The sequence below is a fragment of the Maribacter sp. 6B07 genome (assembly GCF_002700155.1).
Taxonomy (GTDB): domain Bacteria; phylum Bacteroidota; class Bacteroidia; order Flavobacteriales; family Flavobacteriaceae; genus Maribacter; species Maribacter dokdonensis.
The window spans coordinates 163,649-186,274 of record NZ_PDUT01000002.1; the positions used below are offsets into that span (position 1 = coordinate 163,649).

17 protein-coding genes are annotated in these 22,626 nt (G+C 32.2%); 4 read left to right on the forward strand and 13 right to left on the reverse strand.

Features of this window, described 5'->3' with window-relative positions; all coding sequences use genetic code 11:
* Nucleotides 1-2 precede the first annotated feature (2 nt).
* The 13 genes from CSC80_RS10445 to CSC80_RS10505 all read right to left on the reverse strand — a co-directional run bounded on the left by CSC80_RS10445 (nt 3) and on the right by CSC80_RS10505 (nt 16,101).
* Nucleotides 3-1,196: a glycosyltransferase family 4 protein gene (locus CSC80_RS10445; protein ID WP_099191650.1), complete on the reverse strand. Its 1,194-nt coding sequence runs from the start codon at nt 1,194-1,196 to the stop codon at nt 3-5.
* Nucleotides 1,156-1,743, reverse strand: coding sequence for a chloramphenicol acetyltransferase (locus tag CSC80_RS10450; RefSeq protein WP_099191652.1), 588 nt, complete (start codon nt 1,741-1,743; stop codon nt 1,156-1,158). Before CSC80_RS10450 ends, CSC80_RS10445 begins: the two co-directional genes overlap by 41 nt.
* On the reverse strand, nt 1,730-2,851 hold the full coding sequence (locus CSC80_RS10455; protein WP_099191654.1) for a glycosyltransferase family 4 protein: 1,122 nt from the start codon (nt 2,849-2,851) through the stop codon (nt 1,730-1,732). The genes CSC80_RS10450 and CSC80_RS10455 overlap by 14 nt, the downstream gene beginning before the upstream one ends.
* A gap of 32 nt (nt 2,852-2,883) precedes the next feature.
* A complete protein-coding gene (locus CSC80_RS10460) occupies nt 2,884-3,984 on the reverse strand; it encodes a glycosyltransferase (protein ID WP_099191656.1) in 1,101 nt (366 codons plus the stop codon).
* Nucleotides 3,981-5,423 carry a lipopolysaccharide biosynthesis protein gene (locus CSC80_RS10465; RefSeq protein WP_099191658.1) on the reverse strand — a complete coding sequence of 481 codons (1,443 nt, stop codon included), beginning with the start codon at nt 5,421-5,423 and terminating at the stop codon, nt 3,981-3,983. Before CSC80_RS10465 ends, CSC80_RS10460 begins: the two co-directional genes overlap by 4 nt.
* A 44-nt stretch (nt 5,424-5,467) precedes the next feature.
* The gene (locus CSC80_RS10470) at nt 5,468-6,640 is read right to left on the reverse strand and encodes an O-antigen ligase family protein (protein ID WP_099191660.1); all 1,173 of its coding nucleotides are present in this window, start codon (nt 6,638-6,640) and stop codon (nt 5,468-5,470) included.
* A 166-nt stretch (nt 6,641-6,806) separates the two neighbouring features.
* Nucleotides 6,807-8,300: an Ig-like domain-containing protein gene (locus tag CSC80_RS10475; protein ID WP_143751737.1), complete on the reverse strand. Its 1,494-nt coding sequence runs from the start codon at nt 8,298-8,300 to the stop codon at nt 6,807-6,809.
* 306 nt (nt 8,301-8,606) lie between these two features.
* Nucleotides 8,607-9,668 (reverse strand): peptidoglycan bridge formation glycyltransferase FemA/FemB family protein, encoded by a 1,062-nt coding sequence (locus tag CSC80_RS10480; RefSeq protein WP_099191664.1) that lies wholly within the window; start codon nt 9,666-9,668, stop codon nt 8,607-8,609.
* Nucleotides 9,669-9,772: 104 nt separating this feature from the next.
* Nucleotides 9,773-10,954, reverse strand: coding sequence for an acyl-CoA dehydrogenase family protein (locus CSC80_RS10485; RefSeq protein WP_099191666.1), 1,182 nt, complete (start codon nt 10,952-10,954; stop codon nt 9,773-9,775).
* Nucleotides 10,955-11,231: 277 nt separating this feature from the next.
* Nucleotides 11,232-12,512 carry a nucleotide sugar dehydrogenase gene (locus tag CSC80_RS10490; RefSeq protein ID WP_099191668.1) on the reverse strand — a complete coding sequence of 427 codons (1,281 nt, stop codon included), beginning with the start codon at nt 12,510-12,512 and terminating at the stop codon, nt 11,232-11,234.
* Nucleotides 12,513-12,607: 95 nt separating this feature from the next.
* Nucleotides 12,608-13,600 (reverse strand): SDR family oxidoreductase, encoded by a 993-nt coding sequence (locus CSC80_RS10495; RefSeq protein WP_099191670.1) that lies wholly within the window; start codon nt 13,598-13,600, stop codon nt 12,608-12,610.
* 81 nt (nt 13,601-13,681) lie between these two features.
* Nucleotides 13,682-14,707: an NAD-dependent epimerase gene (locus tag CSC80_RS10500; RefSeq protein ID WP_099191672.1), complete on the reverse strand. Its 1,026-nt coding sequence runs from the start codon at nt 14,705-14,707 to the stop codon at nt 13,682-13,684.
* Nucleotides 14,704-16,101 carry a nucleotide sugar dehydrogenase gene (locus tag CSC80_RS10505; RefSeq protein ID WP_099191674.1) on the reverse strand — a complete coding sequence of 466 codons (1,398 nt, stop codon included), beginning with the start codon at nt 16,099-16,101 and terminating at the stop codon, nt 14,704-14,706. Before CSC80_RS10505 ends, CSC80_RS10500 begins: the two co-directional genes overlap by 4 nt.
* Before the next feature lie 290 nt (nt 16,102-16,391).
* Between CSC80_RS10505 and CSC80_RS10510 the strand changes: the two genes are divergently transcribed.
* Genes CSC80_RS10510 through CSC80_RS10525 form a run of 4 tightly spaced genes read left to right on the forward strand, consistent with a single transcriptional unit; the run spans nt 16,392 to nt 22,621 of the window.
* Nucleotides 16,392-17,480 (forward strand): DegT/DnrJ/EryC1/StrS family aminotransferase, encoded by a 1,089-nt coding sequence (locus CSC80_RS10510; protein WP_099192302.1) that lies wholly within the window; start codon nt 16,392-16,394, stop codon nt 17,478-17,480.
* The gene (locus CSC80_RS10515) at nt 17,477-19,411 is read left to right on the forward strand and encodes a nucleoside-diphosphate sugar epimerase/dehydratase (RefSeq protein WP_099191676.1); all 1,935 of its coding nucleotides are present in this window, start codon (nt 17,477-17,479) and stop codon (nt 19,409-19,411) included. Before CSC80_RS10510 ends, CSC80_RS10515 begins: the two co-directional genes overlap by 4 nt.
* A 23-nt stretch (nt 19,412-19,434) precedes the next feature.
* A complete protein-coding gene (locus CSC80_RS10520; protein ID WP_099191678.1) occupies nt 19,435-20,211 on the forward strand; it encodes a polysaccharide biosynthesis/export family protein in 777 nt (258 codons plus the stop codon).
* 34 nt (nt 20,212-20,245) lie between these two features.
* Nucleotides 20,246-22,621 (forward strand): tyrosine-protein kinase family protein, encoded by a 2,376-nt coding sequence (locus tag CSC80_RS10525; protein ID WP_099191680.1) that lies wholly within the window; start codon nt 20,246-20,248, stop codon nt 22,619-22,621.
* Nucleotides 22,622-22,626: the final 5 nt, after the last annotated feature.

Consider the following 22,626-nt stretch of genomic DNA (forward strand, 5'->3'; position numbering starts at 1 on the left):
AGTTAAATTTTGACTTCGTTTACAACTTCTGCAAATTGTTTGCATAGTAACGTTTTGTCATAAACGGTTTCTGCAAGTTTTCTTGAATTTTTGCCCATTACTTTTAGGTTTTCTTGATTTTGCGAAAGTAAAGTCAATTTATCTGCAAAGTCTTGAGGAGATTCTGGATCTACAAATATGCCACATTTATTGTTTTCCACTAAATCTTTTGTCCAACCGGCAGAATTTACAATGATTGGTTTCTCTGCAGATAAGGAATCAAACAATTTGTTTGGAGAGTTAGTGGCTAGAATTGGTAAATTCTTGAAAGTTACTAATGAAACATCGCAAAAGTTAACAACTTCAGACGTTTTTTCCATATTAAAAAAGCCTAAGTATCTTACATTGTTATAGCCTTCTTTTGTGTTGTAAGCTTCTATTAATGCAGTACCTGGTCCACTGCCTATAAATAAAAACTCAATGGTTTTGTTTTCTTTTAATAACGCAGCACTTTCTAAAATATATTCAATAGCATTGGCTTTGCCTAAAGCACCAAAATAAATTACTTTAAAGGTATCTTGTGAAATGTTCAAGTCTTTCATTAATGCATAATCTGGCTCTCTTGACCAGAAGGCATCTATTTTTGCCATGTTGGGTATCATGCTAACCTTTTGCTTAGGTGTGTTTTCTTGCAAAACGCCATCTTCCATACCGGGTGAAAGTGCAATGACATGACTGGCATTTTTGTAGATGGTACGTTCAAACCATTTAGCAAATTTAATGGCTGTTTTATTGTTTAGCCCGCCCATTTGAATGGGTACCTCTGGCCAAAGATCTCTAACTTCAAATAGATAAGGGATTTTTTTAATTTTTTTTAAAACCAAAGCAGGAAAACCAATGGTTAACGGGGTAGAGGTGGCTATTACAAAATCAATATTTTTTTCTTTCATTGCTAAATATGTAGAAAACACCATAAAATGCAAAAAAGATTTTAAACGTGATGCTATACTCATGGTTTGTGAATAGGGCACTCTAACATATATGACGTTTATGCCATCTACCGTTTTACGCTCAAACCTTTTTTTATTATTTTTTCCTAAAGAAATAACAGTTACTTTATGACCATGCTTTAGCAACTCTAGGCTGTTCCAATAAGAACGTGTGCCACCAGGTTGATCAGGTGTGGTGAAGTATTGATGTAGGTATAGAATGTTCATTCTCTAGTTGCTTTAAGATTTTAATTGCTTCATTTGGCTTTAAGTTCCAATATTTGGTTTCTTTAATTTTTTGAAAAATATTATCTTCAAATCTTTTTTTATAAAATTTGGCTGGACTACCAAAATATATCGAATTCTCAGGAATATCAGTGTTTACAAAAGACATTGCTCCAATAACAGCGCCATCTCCAATTGTAACGCCTTGCTTAATTATACAGCCAGCCGCAATCCATACGTCATTACCAATAGTAGTGACTTTATCATAAATGCAATATTCACTTAATCTTGGAGATGTACTAGCCCACCAATAAGAATGTTGCATACCTCCAATCTGAACACCTGGAGCTATTGAAGAATAATTACCAATATTTGTATTTATAATAACGGTATTGCATGCTATATAATTTTCTCTACCTATTTTTGAGCCAGATATAAGCGAATTATTACTTATTTTGGTACTATAATGGATTTTATTTTTTTTTATAAAGTCTGTAGGTATTCTTAAAATAACCTTGATTGTAAAATATATTTTTTTAAAAAGTAACATATTGATTATATAGTTGAACGTATTTGTCGGCTATGTTATTCCATCGGAATAAGGAAAAATCAATTCTATCTAATTGATAGTTTTCATAGTTTTCTATAAGCTTTATTAGATTTAATTTAATTTCTGAGATGTCATCAATAGAGCACTTTTCACCTACTTCAAATTCAAAAACATTATCTACTCCATCATTTTCCATATACAAAATAGGTAGTCCTTGGGACAAACTTTCAATATATACCAAACCAAAAGTTTCACCTACTGAAGGCATAGCAAAAATATGATTTTCTTTATACAGATCTTTTAATTTACTTTTATCATTTACTTGCCCTATCAGGTTAATTATAGCACTATTAGAGTACGCAAGCTTTTTTATTGAATTTTCATCTTTGCCTCCAGAACCGACAATACTTAGTTGTAATGGATAATTGGAATTGTTTAATTCAATAATAGCATTTGCTAACTTAATCAGGTTTTTTCGTGGAATTAATCGACCTACATATAGGACCTTGAAGGGTTGCTCTTTTTTTTGGTTTGTTATATTGTCTAACCAAAAGTCATTAATTCCATTGTAAATTACCTTAGATTTATTTTTGAGACTTACTTTGTTACCTAATACTAACGGATGTTTGAAAAATTTGTTTTGTAAAGAGTCACTTATAAAAATTATTTGCTTTGCTTCTTTTAAAATAGCTTTTGCTAAAAAAATTAGATCAGGACGGTATTTTAGAAAAACTTCAATGTCTGTAGACCTTATTGCTACAATATATGGGATATTGTGCTTTTTTTTCAACATATAACATAATCCGCCATCACTAAATAGTGTTGTAGCATGTGAAATTTTAATTTGATCAATTTTAATTTGGGATACCAAATCCTTATACAAAAATTTTATTTTTTTTCTATAAAAAAATTTATGTTTTAGTTTTAATTTTTTTGAATAGAATATATGACTTTTTCCTGTTTTAAATTCTATATTATTATTTCCAACCGGTGTAGTATTTCTAATAGGATTAAATACTATTTGTGGAATATTTAATTCATCTATAGATCTATAAAGATTGCTATGAACTTTTGTTAAAGAAAAATCATTACAAATGTGTAGCACCATTTTGAATTATTTTAATTGTTAATGACAAAAACTTATTCAATTATTTTTTTAAGAGTGTTTTCCCATTTAGTAATTATAAATTCTAATTTAAATTGACTAATATGATTTCGGTCAAAATCTGTGTACATTTTGCGTTTATTTTGATTTTCAATTAATAAATTTATCTTATTTGCCATTTCTTGAATATTGAATGGTTGTATCAAATATCCATTTTTTTTGTCAATTATTATTTCATTAGGACCTGTAGGTATATCAAAACTAACTAACGGTAATTTTGAGGCTAACCCCTCAATTAAGCTCATAGGAAAACCTTCATATTTTGAAGTCATAACCATCATGGCGTAATCATTATATAAATTATATAAATCACTACTTTGCCCCATAAGATTGACTTTACCGCTTAAATTTTTTGATTCTATTATGTTATTCAACATTTCTTCATCTTCTCCTGAACCATAAATATCCCATATAAAGTCAGGATGTTTTTTGAAAACTAATTCAGCAACATCAAGTGCAGCTTCAAAGTTTTTTTGAGCGGTTAATCTGCCAACACTAATAATTTTTTTTGAGTTTTCATTGTAAGTTTTTACATTTTCCAATAATCTTTTGTCAATAGGGTTATAAATTTGAGTAACAAATTTCGCCTTAGTTTCGTTACTGTAATTCTTTTCATCAGTTTTTGTCAGACTAATTAAGCAGTCACAAAAAAGGGCGCTAAAATGTTCGTTGAAAATTCTAAATTGTTTATTTGAAGTACCTTTAAAACTAGAATGAGACCAGTAAACTAACTTGGTTTTATTAAAACGTGTGCCAAGAACGCTTAAGGGTCCTGTAATTGCGCCACAAGAAATAAGAATATCTATGTTATATTTAGAGGTTATTTTTCGTAATTTATTAGTAGCGGACCATATACCCTTTTTCATGGGTGTTCTTTTTTCTAATAAATAATGATATGGTAATTCGCTGTTCCAATCATAAGAGTTAGACTGCTTTTTAGCATAACTGATAATATGAATTTCAAAATTTGGATTTAAACTTAATTCATTTGAAATAATGGAGGTAACCCTTCCTATTCCTCCTCGTTCTGTTATGATACTTAGCAGAAATGCAACTTTTATTTTACCATTCATCATTTCTTATTTTTTAAAATTGACAACAGTTTATTTTTAATTGTCAAGTATTCCATTGGTTTAATTATTTCATTGGTAGAAATAAAAACGATGACTCCAGTAATAAGTTGTATGAATAGCATTAAATATATATCTGATAAAAAATATGTAATGCTTAACATACTAACAAATGTGACAATAGCAATTGTAAAAAATGGTAAAAAATCCTTTAATTGATTCTTTAGATTATAATTAATTATTTTTCTGGTGTAAAAACTATTAATAAAATATTCAATTATTGAGAAGGTAATAAGCCCATATATCATATAAACTATTCCATAATTAACGGTTACTAATATTATTGGAATAAGTATTATTTTTTTTATTACTTCTAGTCTGAGATTTAGATTAGAGTAACCTTTTATAAGTAACAAATTTAAATGTAGAATTTGTAATGGATACAACATGCCTGGTATACATAAAAGTTGGAGATAAAAAATAGATGTTTCCCATTTCTCACCTATAGTAATTAAAATTAAAGGTTTTGAAATGGCTGCAATAATAAGCATGATCGTAAAGTTCAAGAACATACTAAAACGAATGAACTGAATAAATTTTAGTTTTAGATTTTTTCTGTCATTTTGAAAATTAGATAATATTGGAAAACTGATTCTTCTTATAGCGAAGGTTATGTTGGTAGAAAATGGAGTTTGAAATTGGTCAGCTCTTGTGTAAAAACCCAAAGATGTAGGGGAGAAGTATTTGCCAATTATAAAATAATATACATTTTTATAAGCAGTATTTACCAAATTTGTTATTAAAAGTTTATAGCCGAAATTAAATAATTCCGTAAAACTTTGTCTAGAAAATTGAAGTTTTGGAGCCCAGGTAGAGCTTATCCATAACATTATACTATTCATTAGCGGTCTCAAAACTGAAAACGCTATTAAACTCCAAACACCATAATCCTTATACGCCATAAAAACGGCAATAGCACCTGCTAATAAGGAGGATATTACAGCAAAAACACCAAGTTTTTTAAAATCTAATTGTTTAGTTAAAATGGTTCTTTGTATAATAACAAGCCCATTTATGACAAGAATTGATGCCGATACTTTTATTAAGTCATTTAGAATTGGCGTGTTAAAAAAATACGCTATCTGTTTTGCAGAAAAGAAAAGTAATAGATATAAAAAAACAGCCGTAACTAAATTTGTGTAAAATACCGTGTTGTAATCTTTATCATTGGCTTCAACTTTACGTATTAAAGCGCTACCAAATCCAGCTTCTACAACTGAATTAGTCACTGTGATAATAGCGGTTATAATACCTACAACACCAAAATCCTCAGGAGTTAAAAGTCTGGCTAATATTATACCTACAATAAATATGGCTCCTTGGCTAAATATACCTTCAAAAACGGTCCAGCTGAAACCGCTAATTGCCTTTTGTTTTAATGACACATTATTTAAGTTAAAATGTTTTGATAATAATTTATGTTAGCTATCTATTGTGAAACGGTGTCATTCTTTTGAAGCGTAATAATTAGGAAAAAGTACATCATGGAAAAAGGGAATTTATAGAACACATAAAAATTATTATAAATTAGAAATGTAATAAAAAACAATAGATAGAATTTGTATAGTGGGTTATTTTTATCTTTCCTGTAATTTTTGATACTTTGTATTGTCGGTATTAGAAATAAAGCGAATAACAATACGCCTCCAATTATTCCATGTTCGGCTAAGACTTCAGTGTACGAATTGTGGGTAAACAATCTATATTTACTATAAAAAGGGAATTGGCCTAAACCTACTCCAAAAATCGGATTAAGTTTAAAAACTTCTATACCTTCTTCAATTAAAACTTCTCTTGAGTCTTTCTTATGTTCAGTTTTCGCTACTCTGTTTTGTATTCTAGACCCTTCATAAATTTTTAAAAATTGAAAAAGCAATAGAACTAAAGCAGAGAGTATTAGAAATTTTCTAAATATTGTTCTGAATTTAGTTGGGTTGACGGGCTTGTTTACAAATAGCCAAAAACTTACATTGATAAGAGTTATTAGCAGTAATCCTGCTCTTGACTGCGTTGTAAAAGCAATAATCAAGAATAAAATGGGTAGTAAAATTAAAAATATAAGTATAAGATTCTTCCTATATTTTAAATAAAGATAAAACAATGAGAAGTTGGCAAAAATGCAGAAATAGGAATATGCATTCGCATTTAACATAAACCTATCTCTAAATGCTATGGCCGATGCAAAATTGGTAGTGATATTACCATTTATGACCATTATTAAAAACAGTAAAATAATAGATATAATGTAACCAATATGAATATAATTGCTATAATCTATTCTTTTTGTAAGGCCAATGGCAATATATGCAGATATTACTGCACCAAAAAAGGAACTTAAAGTAGAAGTAAATTCTTCAAAGCCTTTGTAGTAAAATACAGTAGTAAAGCTTATTAAAAATAAAGTAAAAAATATGAAAAATTCCTTTTTTTTTAAGTGTAGATCTTTTGAATCGTATAAGAAGGATATTCCAGCTAATATAGGCAGCAATCCCATAGTTACTATATATTGTAGCTGAAAATATGGACCTAAAGCTATTAAAAAAATAATAACAAAAATTATAAAAAGACCAAGTATTAATTTTGGCTGATTAGTTTTGTTCATGCTAATTAATTATACTATACAAAGTGCATTACCATTTCAACTAAATAATAAGATATGCCAAAAATAACTACTAAATAGAAAATACTACTATTAATTCGATGTGATTGTTAATTTGTTCGGTATTAAAATAAAAATTATAAGCCCTGAAAGGGCTTATAATTTTAAATTATTGTTCTGGGTAAACTGGATGTCCATCCTCTAAGATTTTAGCATTTAATGCCGCTATGCCTAAGGGCTGAATTCCATAATAAGTTAAATTCTTACCAGTATAATCTTTTATAATTCTTTCCTGTATTTCTGAATCATAACTACCTAAAACAAGCCATTCATGAATTCTACCATGTAAATCAAATTCACCTGTACCATCCACATTGGACATAAAATTGGAGCCAAATTCTTCTTTCCAAATAACATCTTTTAACGTTGATTTTAAAGCGTCTATATCTTCTTGGTTCCAATACATGTCATTTTCATAGGCGTTTACAATAAAACTAACTATTGCGCCTGCATGATCCGTATCTTGAATTGAATTAATATCCCAACGTTGACTCCAGGTTACTGCTGATGAAACCTTACTGTTAGGTTTTAACTGATTTCTAAGATTAGATGGGCGGTAGATCATATCGCCGTATGAAATATTTTCAAAAACAGTTTTGTATTTTTCCTTGCCAGTGATAATATATAACTCCATACCAATTCTAGCCCAATGAGTAGACATATGGGTGTTAATTCTATAAAAATTATTTAACCCTTGAACTTCATATCTTTCCCAAATGTTTTTCTCTGAGAATGCTAAAAGTTCTTCATATTGTTTTTGATAGTCTTCTGTGGCTCTCAAATTTGGCGATTGATGCATTATTCTAAGTAACGTAGCTACGTAGCGCCAATAGTAACTATCCCAGAGTGGGTATCCATCATTTTCATTGTTTGGCCATCCTAGGTATCCGTTACCTACATTAGCAGCGTCGCTAACCGTTAGATTAATTAGTTTTAAAGCTTCATCCAGATAACTGTTTTCCCCTGTCGCTTGCCAAATTTTAATTAAACCATCAACATAATAGGCTAAAAAATAATATTCTTGACCTACATTTGCACTTTTGGCTCTAAGTAAGGCATCTGCATGATCAATTTGATTATCATTATCCAACCATTCTTGATCGAACTTACTTTGCCAATATTTTACAGCTTCACTGATTTCGTTTGGTGTTCTATTGGACTCATTATCAAGTATAGATTCATCATTACTAACCGTAACAGTAGCCTCTTCCTCTGTAACCGTACCTTCTTCATCAACTTCTTCTGCGGTATATGTAAAAGTGTCTTCAAACTCTTCCGTTTCGGTTATTTCTTCCTTAGGAGTATACGTTAGGGTATTATCACTATTGATTACAATTGTTCCGTTCTGGGCTGTGGAAGTATTGGTAATGGATACATTAGTTAATTCTTCAAAATTGTCATTGTTCAATACATCTAGAACAATATCAGTATTATTATTAATGTAGAAAACATCATTTACAACATAGGTTTGTAAATTAGTAGCGTTATCATTTTTAGTAATAACATACTCAGATAATAAATCGGCATCTTTACTACAAGAGTGGAAAATTAAAACAAGACATAGTAGGGCTGTCATGCGTGTAGGGATGTGTAGGTTTCGCATAATGGGTTAAAAGTGTTTAATTACTTAAGATTTAGGGATTTAAAAATATTTCTTTTTTTTAGAATAACGATGAAATAAACCTTTTATTCGTTGAAATACATCAATTGTTCTTCAATTATACGGACGAAGTTTGTCTTTTGGATTAAAAAAATATTCAAAATCGATAAAAAGCAGTTTTTTTTAACATTTTATTCCCGTTTGTAAATTTATCGTAAACTTGTGGTGGATCTATTTTAACACTAAAATCTGTATAAACAAAAAGGCGTCCCTAAAAATAGAAACGCCTTTATGCTAAAAATAATAAGATTATACTGCAATGTCCATATTTTGGATTACTGCTCTATATTTTGGAAAAAATGAAATGTCATTTTTGTCAATTCCAGGATACTTATTCAAATGGTCTATAGTTAGTTTTTCGTATACCTCTTCATTGACTACAAATTTCCATAATTTAAAGTTTTTGAAATCTTTGGAAAATCCGCTTTTAAATCTGAAAAGAGAATCTTCATTGCTGCCACCTCTTCCTCCTCCAAGGTTTAAATAAGTGTATCCTTCTTCAACTGATTTTAGCCGCATTTCATCTATAATAAGTTTTATGGGGTTTAAATCAAAAAAGTCAGCATCTAAGCCAGATAGGTGATATTGTACAATATTGTCCTTTTTAATAAAAATTGCACCACCTATAGTTTTCTGGGTCTCATTGTCCTTACAAATCATTAGTTGAGGTGTATAGTCCTTACTGGCCATAATACGCTCAAAATATTCTTCATTGAAAAAGTAACTATCGGTGGCATCTACACGCCTCATGTTTTCATGATACAATTCTATGAACTTTTTTAAATCTTCTTTGTGATTGCCTTCAATAACGGTACAAACTTTTCTAGCCTTGTTTAAGTACGTTTTTAGCCTTCTGTTAAAATTAGCTCTCTGAACATCAATAGGTAATGTAAGGTCTAAATAAACTACCATCCCTTGCTCTGTAATTTCTCCTAAACCTTTAAGTAAATCTTCTTGGTTAACCATAAAAGGATGTAGTCTAGAAAATACAGATATGATATTTTTCTCAAGGAAATAAGCTTTTAGGCTCTTTTGAAATTCTGATGCATTGATATTTGAACTATTATCATTAGTTAATATGCCAGCATAGCCATATACGGAAATGGCGTCTTTATATTCGGTACCTGAAATATTTCTTAAGAGTAGGGGTAACAAGATACTTTGGTTGCCTTGAGTGTATTTCAACAGAATTGGCTGTTCACCTTCGCTTTTAGATAAATGATGATAATCATATGTAAAGTAAAAATCAGTATTGCCGATTTTGGCCAATTGTTCAACCCATTTTTCTTTGTGTTCAATTGTCTCTATCATAAGATGTGTGTTTTTGATTAATTTGAGTCTAGGTTTTTTAATTGAATATAGATAAACCTTAAAATCACAATGTTTTATTTAGAAAATCGGTCTTTAGTATGGTATTAAATCCTAAACATTGCCGCTGTAGGTTTTAAGCCCACATAAGCCATACCGGCTTGGTTCATCCAATGAGGTTGGATTATGCCATGTTGTAGAACAGCATAAATGTCCCTATGGATTCTTTCTATCCTAAATTTGGAATACAATGAGGATGTACCTGCTACGGCATAAATTTCAGAAACCATAGTTCTTGCTGCGGTTGCCGCTTCATAAGATGCCGCCCAAACATCTGCTAATTGTACATCGGTAAAGGAATTTTCTTTTACCGATTCTTCCCATATTATATTGACTGCATGATGTAGCTGTGTTCTATGAGCAGCTAAAATTGTTTTTGCCTTAGCTAATGCCATTTGTACCGTAAGTCTGTCACGTAAGTCTGGATTTTTGCCAGGAGTAACCCTTTCTAAACACATTTTGGTAAGTTCATCTATGGCACCCTTTAACAGGCCTAAGGCCATGGCTGCACAACCAGAGGAATTGATTGCCCCAATAGGAAGTCTATTGTAAGCACTATCATTTTCAACATGACTTTCAAAATCAACGGCGTAGCTGTCTTTTACGAAAGTTTCTTCAATTTCAATATCATGACTTCCGGTACCTCTTAACCCACCAACGTTCCAAGTGTCTATTACCTTTACTTTGTCCTTAGGAACATACATTAATTTTAATTTTGCACCAGGTCCTAATTTGGTAGGAAGATCCCCGCCAGTTACCAAGCAGCGTAAAACAAACCAATCTGCAAGCTCGCATCCGGAAACTAAGCTCCACCTGCCAGATACCATATAACCACCTTCAATTATTTTTGCAACACCTTCTGGTCTAGTAGAATTGGCATAAACATCATTTGGGTTTTTGTAAATTTCGTTTAGGTTTTCATTGTTTAAAAATCTGCCAAAGGTACAAGCTAAATGATTGTTCCATACAATCCATGCAACCGATGTTTCCGCACTGGCTAAGGTTTCGTAAACTTTTAAAGTTTCAACAGGGTTGCCTTCCCATCCTCCCAAATGTTTTGGAAGTGCCATTTTGAATAACTGGTGGTTTTTAAGTTCTTCTATAATGGATGGCGCTAATTTTCTCTCAGATTCTGTAACTTCTCTATTGGAAATTGCTGTAGAGCAAATTTCTTTAGCTAATTCAGATGGGGTGCAAATCAATGTTTCAGATGTTTTTACATTGTTCATGGATATGGGTTTTGAGTGATATAATATTTTAACGAGTTACAATTTTAACTTTAGAAAGTTACTTTCTTAGGAATTGTTTAAAACTTTACGTAAAACTATGTAGTAATTTTAATACGAAAATAAAAATTAGTTCAACAGCAATAAAAGCAGATGATTAGAAGTGAGGGAAAAGTTTGAAAGGAGAAATATATGGTGGTGCGCTTTTTTATTAAAAAAACAATACTATGTTAAATACGATAGCATTGCTTGATTTTTAGCAGAGTTGGTAAAAAACAGTTTACAATCTACCGTCTACCTTACCGGTTAATATTCCTTTGACGTCATATATAATCCCGTTATCAGTCAATAAGTTGGTGAAATCAATATTTAGAAATTGTTGGTGGGCCACGGTCAATACTATAGCATCAAATTTTTCTGAAGGAATATCATTGACTATGTTCATTTTGTACTCATGTTCAACTTCAGCTTTTGAGGCCCAAGGATCATAAATAGTAACAGCGGTGCCATAAGATTTTAGATTGTTTATAACGTCTACCGCTTTTGTGTTTCTTACATCTGGACAATTTTCTTTAAAGGTTATTCCTAGTGCCAATATTTTACTTCCTTTAATTTTTATGTCTTTTTGTACCATTAATTTTACGACTTCTGAAGATACATATTTACCCATAGTATCATTCATACGTCTACCGGCCAAGATAATTTCTGGATGGTAACCAAATTCTTGTGCTTTTTGGGCTAAGTAATAAGGGTCAACACCAATACAGTGACCACCTACCAAACCTGGTTTAAAAGGTAAAAAGTTCCATTTTGTACCTGCGGCTTCTAAGACATCGTGGGTGTCAATTCCCATAAGATTGAAAATTTTAGCCAATTCGTTGACGAAGGCGATATTAATATCACGTTGTGAATTCTCTATGACCTTGGCAGCTTCAGCTACCTTTATTGTTGGGGCTAAGTGTGTTCCTGCAGTAATTACGGAGGCATACAGTTCATCTACTTTTTTACCAATTTCCGGTGTGGAACCAGAGGTGACTTTTAATATTTTTTCTACGGTATGTTCTTTGTCGCCAGGATTGATCCGTTCCGGGGAATAACCGGCAAAAAAATCTTTGTTATAAACCAGACCACTTTCTTTTTCCAAGACAGGGATACATTCGTCTTCTGTAACCCCAGGATATACTGTAGATTCATAAATAACGGTATCTCCTTTTTTTAATACTTTACTAACAGTTTCAGAAGCTTTATACAGTGGGGTCAAAATTGGTCTATTGGTGCTGTCTACTGGTGTAGGTACGGTAACAATATAATAATTACAGTCTGCAATATCTTCTAATTGATTACTGCAAAATAGACCGGTCTCCATTTTTGGTCCATCTTTGAGTACAGCTTGTAAAATGTCATCTTCTACTTCTAAGGTACTATCATGACCTTTTCTAAGTTCAGCTATACGGTCTTTATTAATATCAAAACCGATAACAGGATATTTTGTTGCAAATAATCTAGCAAGTGGCAAGCCTACATACCCTAAACCAATAATGGCAATTTTTATATCTTTCATATTCTTATTACTTCGGTTTTTATCAGTAACCTAAATTTATTAGTAAGGTTGCGAAAAGCAACCATAGTATTTATATTTTTAACTCCTAGCGTATTTTATTTCAAATTTTTCCAATACCACTTCACCGCTTCTTTTAATCCGGTTTTAATGTCATACTGAGGGTCATAATGTAATAACGTTTTGGCTTTGTCAACTGAGGCTAAAGAATGTGGTACATCTCCTGCTCTTGTTGGTCCATACACATTTTTTACTTCTTTTATTTTAGGGTCAAATTCACCTAAGTACTCTTTTAACAGTTCGGTAAGTTCATTTAAGTTTGTACGTTCACCATAAGCTGTATTATATACGGTATTCATTGCATTTTGGTTGTCGCAGACAATTGCGCGAATATTCATTTGTATGACATTGTCTATATAGGTGAAGTCTCTGGAAAATGAACCATCGCCATTAATAACGGGAGATTCATGTTTCATCAATTGCATTACAAATTTTGGAATTACTGCTGCATAGGCACCGTTAGGGTCTTGTTTTCTTCCGAAGACATTAAAATAGCGTAAACCAATGGTTTCCATACCATAAGTTTTGCTAAAGACATCGGCATATAATTCATTTACATATTTTGTTATGGCATAGGGGGAGAGTGGTTTGCCTATAATATCCTCTACTTTGGGCATATTGGTAGAATCTCCATAAGTTGAAGAACTAGCGGCATAAATAAAACGCTTTACTTTAGCATCTCTAGCAGCCACTAGCATATTTAAAAATCCTGAAACGTTAACGTCATTACTGGTTATAGGGTCATTAATAGACCTTGGAACGGATCCTAAAGCTGCTTGGTGTAAAATATAGTCTACTCCGTCACAAGCCTTTTGACAATCGCTCAAGTTTCTGATGTCACCTTCAATTAAAGTGAAATTTTGATGATTTACTATTGAAGCCAAGTTTTTGCGCTTTCCAGTTGCAAAATTATCTAAACAAGTTACTTGGTTTCCGTTTTGAATTAACTCGTTGCACAAGTTGGAACCAATAAAGCCGGCACCACCTGTTACTAAGATGTGAAAATTTGATTTAAGGTTATATAAACTCATGTAAGGTTTTTGTGTTTTTCAGTTCTTTTTTAGAGAAATACTTTGTTACATCAATGACAAGCAAGTTATACCAATATTGTGCTAAGAGATGTAAAAATTCTTATACCACTCTACAAATTGCTGAACACCTTTTTTAATTGGTGTATTGGGGCGATATTCATAATCTTTAATCAAATCGTCTACATTGGCCCAGGTTTTTTCAACATCACCCGGTTGCATGGGGTACATGTCTTTTTTTGCTACACCACCTAAACTTTCTTCAATAGCAGTGATAAAATCCATTAATTTTACAGATTTGCTATTGCCAATATTGTAAATTTTAAATTCACCTTTAATTCCTGATTTTTCTACAACCGGCTTTTGTATTATGCGGACAACACCTTCTGTAATATCGTCTATATAAGTAAAATCGCGTTCTAATTTTCCGTTATTAAAAACTTTAATGGGTTTGTTGTTAACAATAGCATCGGTAAATAGGAACATAGCCATATCTGGTCTTCCCCAAGGGCCATAAACGGTAAAAAATCGTAATCCAGTCGTTTTAAATCCGTACAAATGACTGTATGCATGAGCCATTAATTCATTACTTTTTTTTGTGGCAGCATATAAACTTACGGGGTGGTCCACAGTATCAGTTGTTTCGAATGGAATTTTTTCATTTAAACCATAAACACTTGAACTACTGGCGTATACTAGATGTTTAATTTTAAAATTACGACAACATTCTAAAATGTTTAGAAATCCAACCAAATTACTATCTACATAAGCTTCTGGATTTTCTAAACTGTAACGAACCCCTGCTTGGGCGGCTAAATTACATACCACATCAAAATTTTGAGCATTGAAGAGTCGAGGTAAATTGTCTCTATCTTCAAGTGTCAGTCGTATAAAAGAAAATGATTTAGTAGTATTACTTGGGCTTAAAGCATTAAAAATTTCGGCTTTTTCTTTGGTTATACCAAGTTCGTTTAATCTAGCATATTTAAGGTTGACATCATAATAGTCATTAATATTATCTAAGCCAACCACCGTATGCCCTTTCTCTACTAGCGATTTTGCAACAAAAAAGCCGATAAAGCCAGCGGCACCGGTTACTAAAATTTTCATGATTGGCCTATTTTATAATAATTAAAGCCAATGGATTCCATATTATTAGTATCCAATAAACGTCTGCCATCAAAAACAAATGCCGGCTTTAACATTTGTTCGTAGATGGTTTTCCAATCATAACTTTTAAATTCATCCCATTCGGTTAAAATTGCAATGGCATGGGCATCTTGAGTAGCTTCCATTGGATTTTTAGTGACTTTCAATAAACGTCTGTTTTCCTCTGGAGATCTAGTACCTAAATAGTCTAAATCAGCATAGATACGTTCTTCCGATACTTTTGGGTCATAGACGATAATTTCGGCATGTTCTTCCAATAAAGCATCGGCCACTGCGATGGCAGCGGATTCACGTGTGTCATTGGTGTCTTTTTTAAATGCCCACCCATATATGACGATTTTTTTACCCGAAATGGTATTGTATAGCGTAGAAATAATATTTTCCGCAAAACGACTTTTTTGATAATCATTGGCAATGATAACCTGTTCCCAATAATCAGCAACTTCTGTTAAGCCATATGATCTTGCGATATAGACCAAATTTAAAATGTCTTTTTGAAAACAAGACCCACCAAAACCTACAGATGCATTAAGGAATTTAGAACCTATACGACTATCAAAGCCTATAGCTCTTGATATTTCCTGAATATTGGCATCTGTTTTTTCGCAAAGTGCAGATATTGTGTTAATAGAAGAAACTCGTTGAGCTAAAAATGCATTGGCAACAAGCTTTGATAATTCTGATGACCAAACGTTTGTTTGTAAAATGCGTTCTTTTGGAAGCCAATGTTCATAAACAGCACTAAGTGCATCTTTGGCAGCTTGTCCAGATGCAGTGTCGTTCCCTCCGATAAGTACTCGGTCAGCATCCAAAAGGTCTTCTATGGCAGTACCTTCAGCAAGGAACTCAGGGTTTGATAGTATTTCAAATTTGACGGAATTTCCAGTATTGTCTAAAATATTTTGAATAGCTTGTGCAGTTCTAACTGGTAATGTTGATTTTTCCACAACGATTTTATCATCTTTTGCAACCTTGGCAATATTGCGAGCGCAAAGCTCAATAAATTTAAGGTCAGCAGCCTGCCCTTTCCCTTTACCATATGTTTTTGTAGGAGTGTTTACAGAGATGAAAATCATTTCTGCTTCATCAATTGCCTTGTCTACTTCTGTAGAAAAGAAAAGGTTTTTACCTCTTGTTTCTTTTACAATCTCTTTTAACCCGGGCTCGTAAATTGGAAGTTGGTCTAAGTCATCTGTATTCCATTGGTCAATACGAGCTTTGTTAATATCAACAACGGTTACTTTTATTTCTGGACATTGTTTAGCAATAACTGACATTGTAGGTCCACCTACATATCCAGCTCCAATACAACATATTTTCGTAATCTTTTTCATTTAAATTTTATAAGGATTAAAAAAGCAAAGATTAAAAAATAACGTGCTAAAAAGAAATATATTTTAGATGAACTCGTTATTTACAGGGTTCAAAAACCTATAGCTACGATTAAAGGATGAACATCTTTACTTTGACCGATAATTTACACATATTAAACGAAATATATTTATTATTCGTTGTTTTCAGAAAATGTATAGTTAATTTTGATGTCTAAATATTTGTAACCCTAAATTGTCAACTATTGAAAACCGTATCAACACCTACTAAAATTTGGCTTTCTTCTCCGCATATGGGAGGTTCTGAGCAAAAATATGTAAATGAAGCATTTGAGACTAACTGGATAGCCCCTCTGGGTCCTAATGTAAATGCTTTTGAGCAATCTATTAGGGATTCGCTAGGCAATGATGTTCATGTAGCTGCATTAAGTGCAGGTACAGCAGCAATTCATTTAGGTCTTGAGCTTTTAGGTGTTGGCAAAGGGGACGATGTCATTTGTCAAAGCTTTACTTTTTCGGCGTCTGCAAATCCAATTTCTTATGTAGGGGCTTCTCCTGTTTTTGTTGATAGTGAATTGGAAACTTGGAATTTATCGCCGTCTTTATTGCGTAAGGCTATAGAAAACGGAATTGAAAAAGGTAAAAAGCCAAAAGCAATAATTGCTGTGCACTTATATGGGATGCCTTATAAAATTGCTGAAATACGGGCGGTAGCAGATGAATTTCAAATTCCTATTCTAGAAGATAGTGCAGAGGCATTGGGAAGTACTTATAAGGGAATGCCTTGTGGAACTTTTGGAGATATAGGTATTCTATCTTTTAACGGTAATAAAATTATTACAACATCAGGAGGAGGAGCATTAGTTTCTAAAAATAAAGAGTTTGTAGAGAGAGCTGTGTTTTTAGCAACGCAAGCTAGGGACGATGCACCTCATTATCAGCATTCTAATATAGGTTATAATTATAGGATGAGTAATGTATTAGCTGGTATAGGAAGAGGTCAAATGGAAGTTTTGGATGATCGAGTAAATGCTCGTAGGGCTAATTATCAATTTTACTTGGATTCTCTTAAGGAATTTTCTCAATTAGAATTTCTAGGGGAACCGGAGGGTTGTTTTTCGAATAGGTGGTTAAGTTGTATCTTAACGCCATCATTTGAAATTAGGGAAAAGCTTAGAATGAGCCTTTTAGATGAGAATATAGAATCTAGACCTTTATGGAAACCTTTACATTTGCAACCTATTTTTAATGGAAATCAACATTATGTAGATGGTACTTCAGAATCATTGTTTGAAAGAGGGCTTTGTTTACCTAGCGGGTCTAACTTAACTAAAGATGATTTGGATCGCGTAGTAACAACTATCAAAAACGTTTTATCATGATACAGAAATATCTTAATTATAGTGCACAACGTTATGCTTCTAAATGGCTTGTGTTATGTATTGACCTGATAACGGTAATTTTTTCTTTTATCTTATCTTATTTTATAAGATTTAATTTGACCTTAAATTTTGAAGTTAAGAACTTATTAGTGCAAATACCACTTGTAGCTGTTACTTCATTATTAGCATTTTTGATTGTTGGCTCATATAAAGGAGTTGTCCGTCATACGGGAGTCAGGGATGTTTATAATATTTTTAATGCGGTTTGTCTTTTTAGTATTTTGGTCATATTTGTTGTAATGGTTAATGGGCAAATGAATATTCTAAGCCAATTTACAATTCCATTATCCATTATTATTATTATTAACAGTTTAATTACGTTCGTAGGTCTTGCAGCTTCTCGTTTTGTTTTTAAATCATTTTATAACAAAATGAATAGTAATATTAAGGTATCCAAGAATATATTAATTTATGGCGCCGGTGATTCTGGTGTGTTAACCCATGGTGCAATAGCTAACAATGCTAAAAGTAGATATAAGGTTATAGGTTATATTGATAGAGATGCGAAAAAAATCGGAAAAAATATAAATGGAGTTCCTGTATTTGCAAGAAGGACTTTGACAGAAGCATTTATTGTCAAGAATAATATATCTGAAATTATATTTTCAATACAGAATATTGATTCTGTTAAATTAAGAAAGACAGTAGAAGGCTTAGTTGATTTACCTATAGTGGTAAAAATTGTGCCTCCGATAGAAGATTGGATAAACGGAGAATTAAAAGTTTCGCAAATTAAACAAGTTCAGATTGAAGATTTGTTGGATCGTGCTCCAATTACAATTAAAAATAGTAAAATTGCCATGGAGCTGATGAATAAATCGGTAATGGTGACTGGTGGTGCAGGGTCTATTGGAAGTGAAATTGTACGTCAGATTTGTAACTACGATTATAAATCTTTAATTGTAATAGATTCAGCAGAATCTGCTTTATATGATTTACAACAGGAATTAAAACAAAACGGTTTTCATAATTTTATTCCAATTGTGACGGATATAAGGGATAAAAACCGAATGAATGCCTTGTTCAGTGAGCATAAACCTAATGTAGTATTTCATGCAGCTGCTTACAAACATGTGCCTTTAATGGAATACAATTCATACGAGGCAATTAAAATAAATGTTGGAGGAACAAAGAATGTTGCGGACTTATCCATTTTGCATAACGTGGAGAAATTTGTTTTTGTATCCACAGACAAAGCGGTTAACCCTACCAATGTAATGGGGGCAACAAAGCGCATTGCCGAGATGTATATTAGTTGCATGCAAAAGGAAAATAAAACTAAATTTATTACAACTAGATTTGGCAATGTTTTAGGCTCTAATGGATCCGTGATTCCTTTATTTAGAAAACAAATTGAAAAAGGTGGTCCTTTAACTCTGACGCATAAGGATATTACCCGATATTTTATGACGATTCCCGAAGCTTCTCAGTTGGTACTAGAAGCTGGAGCCATGGGAGAAGGTGGTGAAATTTTTATTTTTGATATGGGTGAATCCGTTAAGATTTATGATTTAGCCAAAAACATGATAAAACTTTCTGGTTTACGATATCCAGAAGATATTGATATTAAAATTACTGGTTTGAGACCAGGAGAAAAGTTATATGAAGAGCTTTTAGCCAATGGGGAGAATACCTTGCCAACGTATCATCAAAAAATTAAGATTAGTAAAGTTCGTGATGTTGAATATGCGAAAGTGAGATCAAAAATTGATGAATTGTGTATAACAAACATGTTTTTTAGTGGTAATACAGTAAAATTAATGAAGGAAATAGTTCCTGAGTATATTTCTAAGAATTCTGAATTATGCGATTTTGATAAAGTTGATTCTAATCAAAGTCCAGAACAAAAACTAAAAGTAGTAAAATCATAAACTCCATCTTAAATTAGACATTAATGAAACATTTAAAAGTAAACTTATTTAAATTTTTTTTATTATCAATATCTATTGTTATGCTGCACTCTTGTGCTTCTCATAAAGATGTTGTTTATTTTCAAGGGGTAGGAGATTACGAGACTAAGGTTGGTGAAAATAATCACTCACAAACATTTAAGGTGGACGATGTGGTATCGATTAATGTTTCTACATTAGATCCGCAGGCAAGTATGCCATTCAATTTAGTTGGAGGAATTGATGAGGGCGGTATGAGAGCAGAACAGTTAGATTATATTGTTGATAAAAGTGGCAATATTGATTTTCCGGTAATTGGTCCGGTGAAAATTGCTGGGCTAACGGCTGAAAAAACAAAGGAATTGTTGAAAGAGAAATTGAGCAATTACTTAAAAGATCCAATCATTAATATTCGACTTAAGAATTTTACTGTAACTATTTTAGGAGAAGTTAAATCTCCAGGTACTTACCCTGTTATAGGGGAACAGATAACAATTTTGGAAGCATTAGGGCTTGCAAATGATTTAACCATAAAAGGTAAAAGGGATAATATTTTGGTCATACGTGATTTTGACGGAACTAAAGTCTATCATAGGATTAACCTTACTAGTAAGGAAGCGTTGGATTCACCTGTTTATTATTTAACGCAGAACGATGTGGTTTATGTTGAACCTAATAAATCTGCAATCACGGCATCTGCTTTGGATAATAGAGCCACCATTTGGGTTTCTATAGCCTCTGTTCTAATTACATCTACTGTTTTAGTTTTAACTAGAAACTAGTTGTGTTTAATATTTTCAATTTTACAATTATCTTATGAGTGAAAGTTTGAATAATGGTCAAAATTTAAGTGAAATACTTAATATTTATACCAAAAAGTGGAAATGGTTTTTAATCGGTGCGGTAATCGCAATTTTATTGGCTTCCATATATTTAAGATATGCTACACCACAATATGCAGGACAGGCAAAAATTCATATAATTGAGGAAAAGAATGCCTCTTCTGAACTTGCGGCTTTTAATGACTTGGAGATTTTAGGTGTAGGTGGAACTAATAAGGTGGAGGATGAAATTGAGATTTTGAATTCTAGATCAAATTTTATTGAAGTTGTCAAAAACTTAAAATTAAATATACGATATAATGTTATTGGAAATGTCAAATCTTCTGAGGTGTATAGAAAGCGACCTTTCAATATCAATTTCATTGCGAATGATTCTATCGTTAATAGCTCGGAACTAATATTTTATGTTGATATACAGGATTCAAATAATTTTGGGTTTAACTTTTTAGAAGATGGTCCGGTAAAAATTTACTCCTATGGTAAAAATATTGAAACTCCTATCGGTGACATAGTTCTGACTCCAAATCCGGAGTTTGTTAAGCTTCATGCTGGTAAACGGTTTCTCATAGAGGTTATGCCAATTTTTAAAGTGGCAGAGGCTTATCAGGCTAATACTTTAATTAGTGCAATTGGGGAAAAATCTAATATCATTAATATTGAATTGACTGATCCAATACCACAAAAGAGTATTGATTTAATAAATGGTTTAATATCTGAATATAATCAAAACGGGATAGAAGACAAAAAGATAATTGCAGATAGAACTTCTAATTTTATTGATGAACGAATAAAAGAGATTTCAGGAGAATTAAGTTCTGTAGACCAAGACGCTCAAGATTTTAAGACTTCAAAGGGTGTTACTGATATTGCAAATGAATCGAATATCGCATTAAATTTAAGTGCAGCAAATAGACAGGAGTTAGAAAATGCTAGAACTCAGTTGAATATTGCTAGTGGAATGAATCAGATTATATCTGAGGAAAACGGTTATGACGTTTTACCTGCCAATGTTGGGCTTTCAGATCCCAGTATTGCAAATACTACGGCAAAGTATAATGAATTAGCTTTAGAGCGTAAACGTTTGTTGAAAAGTGCTGATGAGCAAAATCCAATAATAGTAAATTTGGATGAACAACTTGCAGGTCTAAAAGGAACAATTAAAAGTAGTTTGTCCGGTATGGAGAGGAATCTTGGTATGCAGGTGAATAATTTAAGTGGACAACTTTCACGAATTAATTCAAAAATATATTCGGCTCCTAGTAACTCTCGACAATTAAGAGATATTGAAAGACAGCAACAAACAACAGAGTCTTTATTTTTATATCTCTTGCAGAAACGAGAAGAATCTCAAATTGCAATGGCTTCCAGTGCGCCTAAATCTAAAGTCATTGATAGTGCTCATTTGATTCAGCAAGAGCCAGTAAAGCCAAAGAATGGTATCGTTTATCTTGCGTCATTAATTTTAGGATTACTCGTTCCTTTTGGTATTATTTATGGAAAGGATTTATTGGATACAAAAATTCATAACAAACATAGTTTGGAAGCTTTTACTAGCGATGTTCCTGTTTTAGGAGAGCTACCTAGATTGACTAAGAAAGACAATAAAATTATTATTAATGATGATAGGTCAGTTTTAGCAGAGGCTTTACGTATTATTAGAACAAATCTTGATTTTTTAATTAGGACTAAAAATGCAACGAATAGCAATAAGAATAATATTGTTTTTATAACATCAAGTACTCCTGGTGAGGGTAAAACATTTGTGTCTACCAATCTATCTATGATTTTAGCTAGTACTGATAAAAAAGTCTTATTGGTAGGTGCGGATATTAGAAATCCGAAATTGTATTCATTTTTCTCAGGTGATTCAGTGGATAAACTAAAAACTCCCTCAAGAAATAAAGATGCAGGTTTAACTGAGTTTTTGTTGGATGACTCTATACAGGTTAAAGATATCATCAGGCCTATGTTAGTACATCATAATACAATTGACGTAATTTATTCTGGTAAAATACCGCCAAACCCGGCGGAACTTTTAATGAGTTCTAAAGTTGAAGATTTGTTGGATGAGGTTTCGGAATTATATGATTATGTGATTGTGGATACTGCACCAATGATGGTGGTAAGTGATACTTTATTGATTGCTCCATACGCTAATCATATTGTTTATGTTACAAGAGCAGGTGTAACTGATGAAGCTGCAGTAAAGTTTCCACTAGGTCTTCGCGATGAAGGTAAGCTCAAAGGAATATCTTTTGTAGTTAATGATGTTACTCTAGATGAATTAGGATATGGCGGAAAATACGGCTACGGTTACAGTAAAACAAGTAAAAAATGGTGGAAATTTTAAACCAC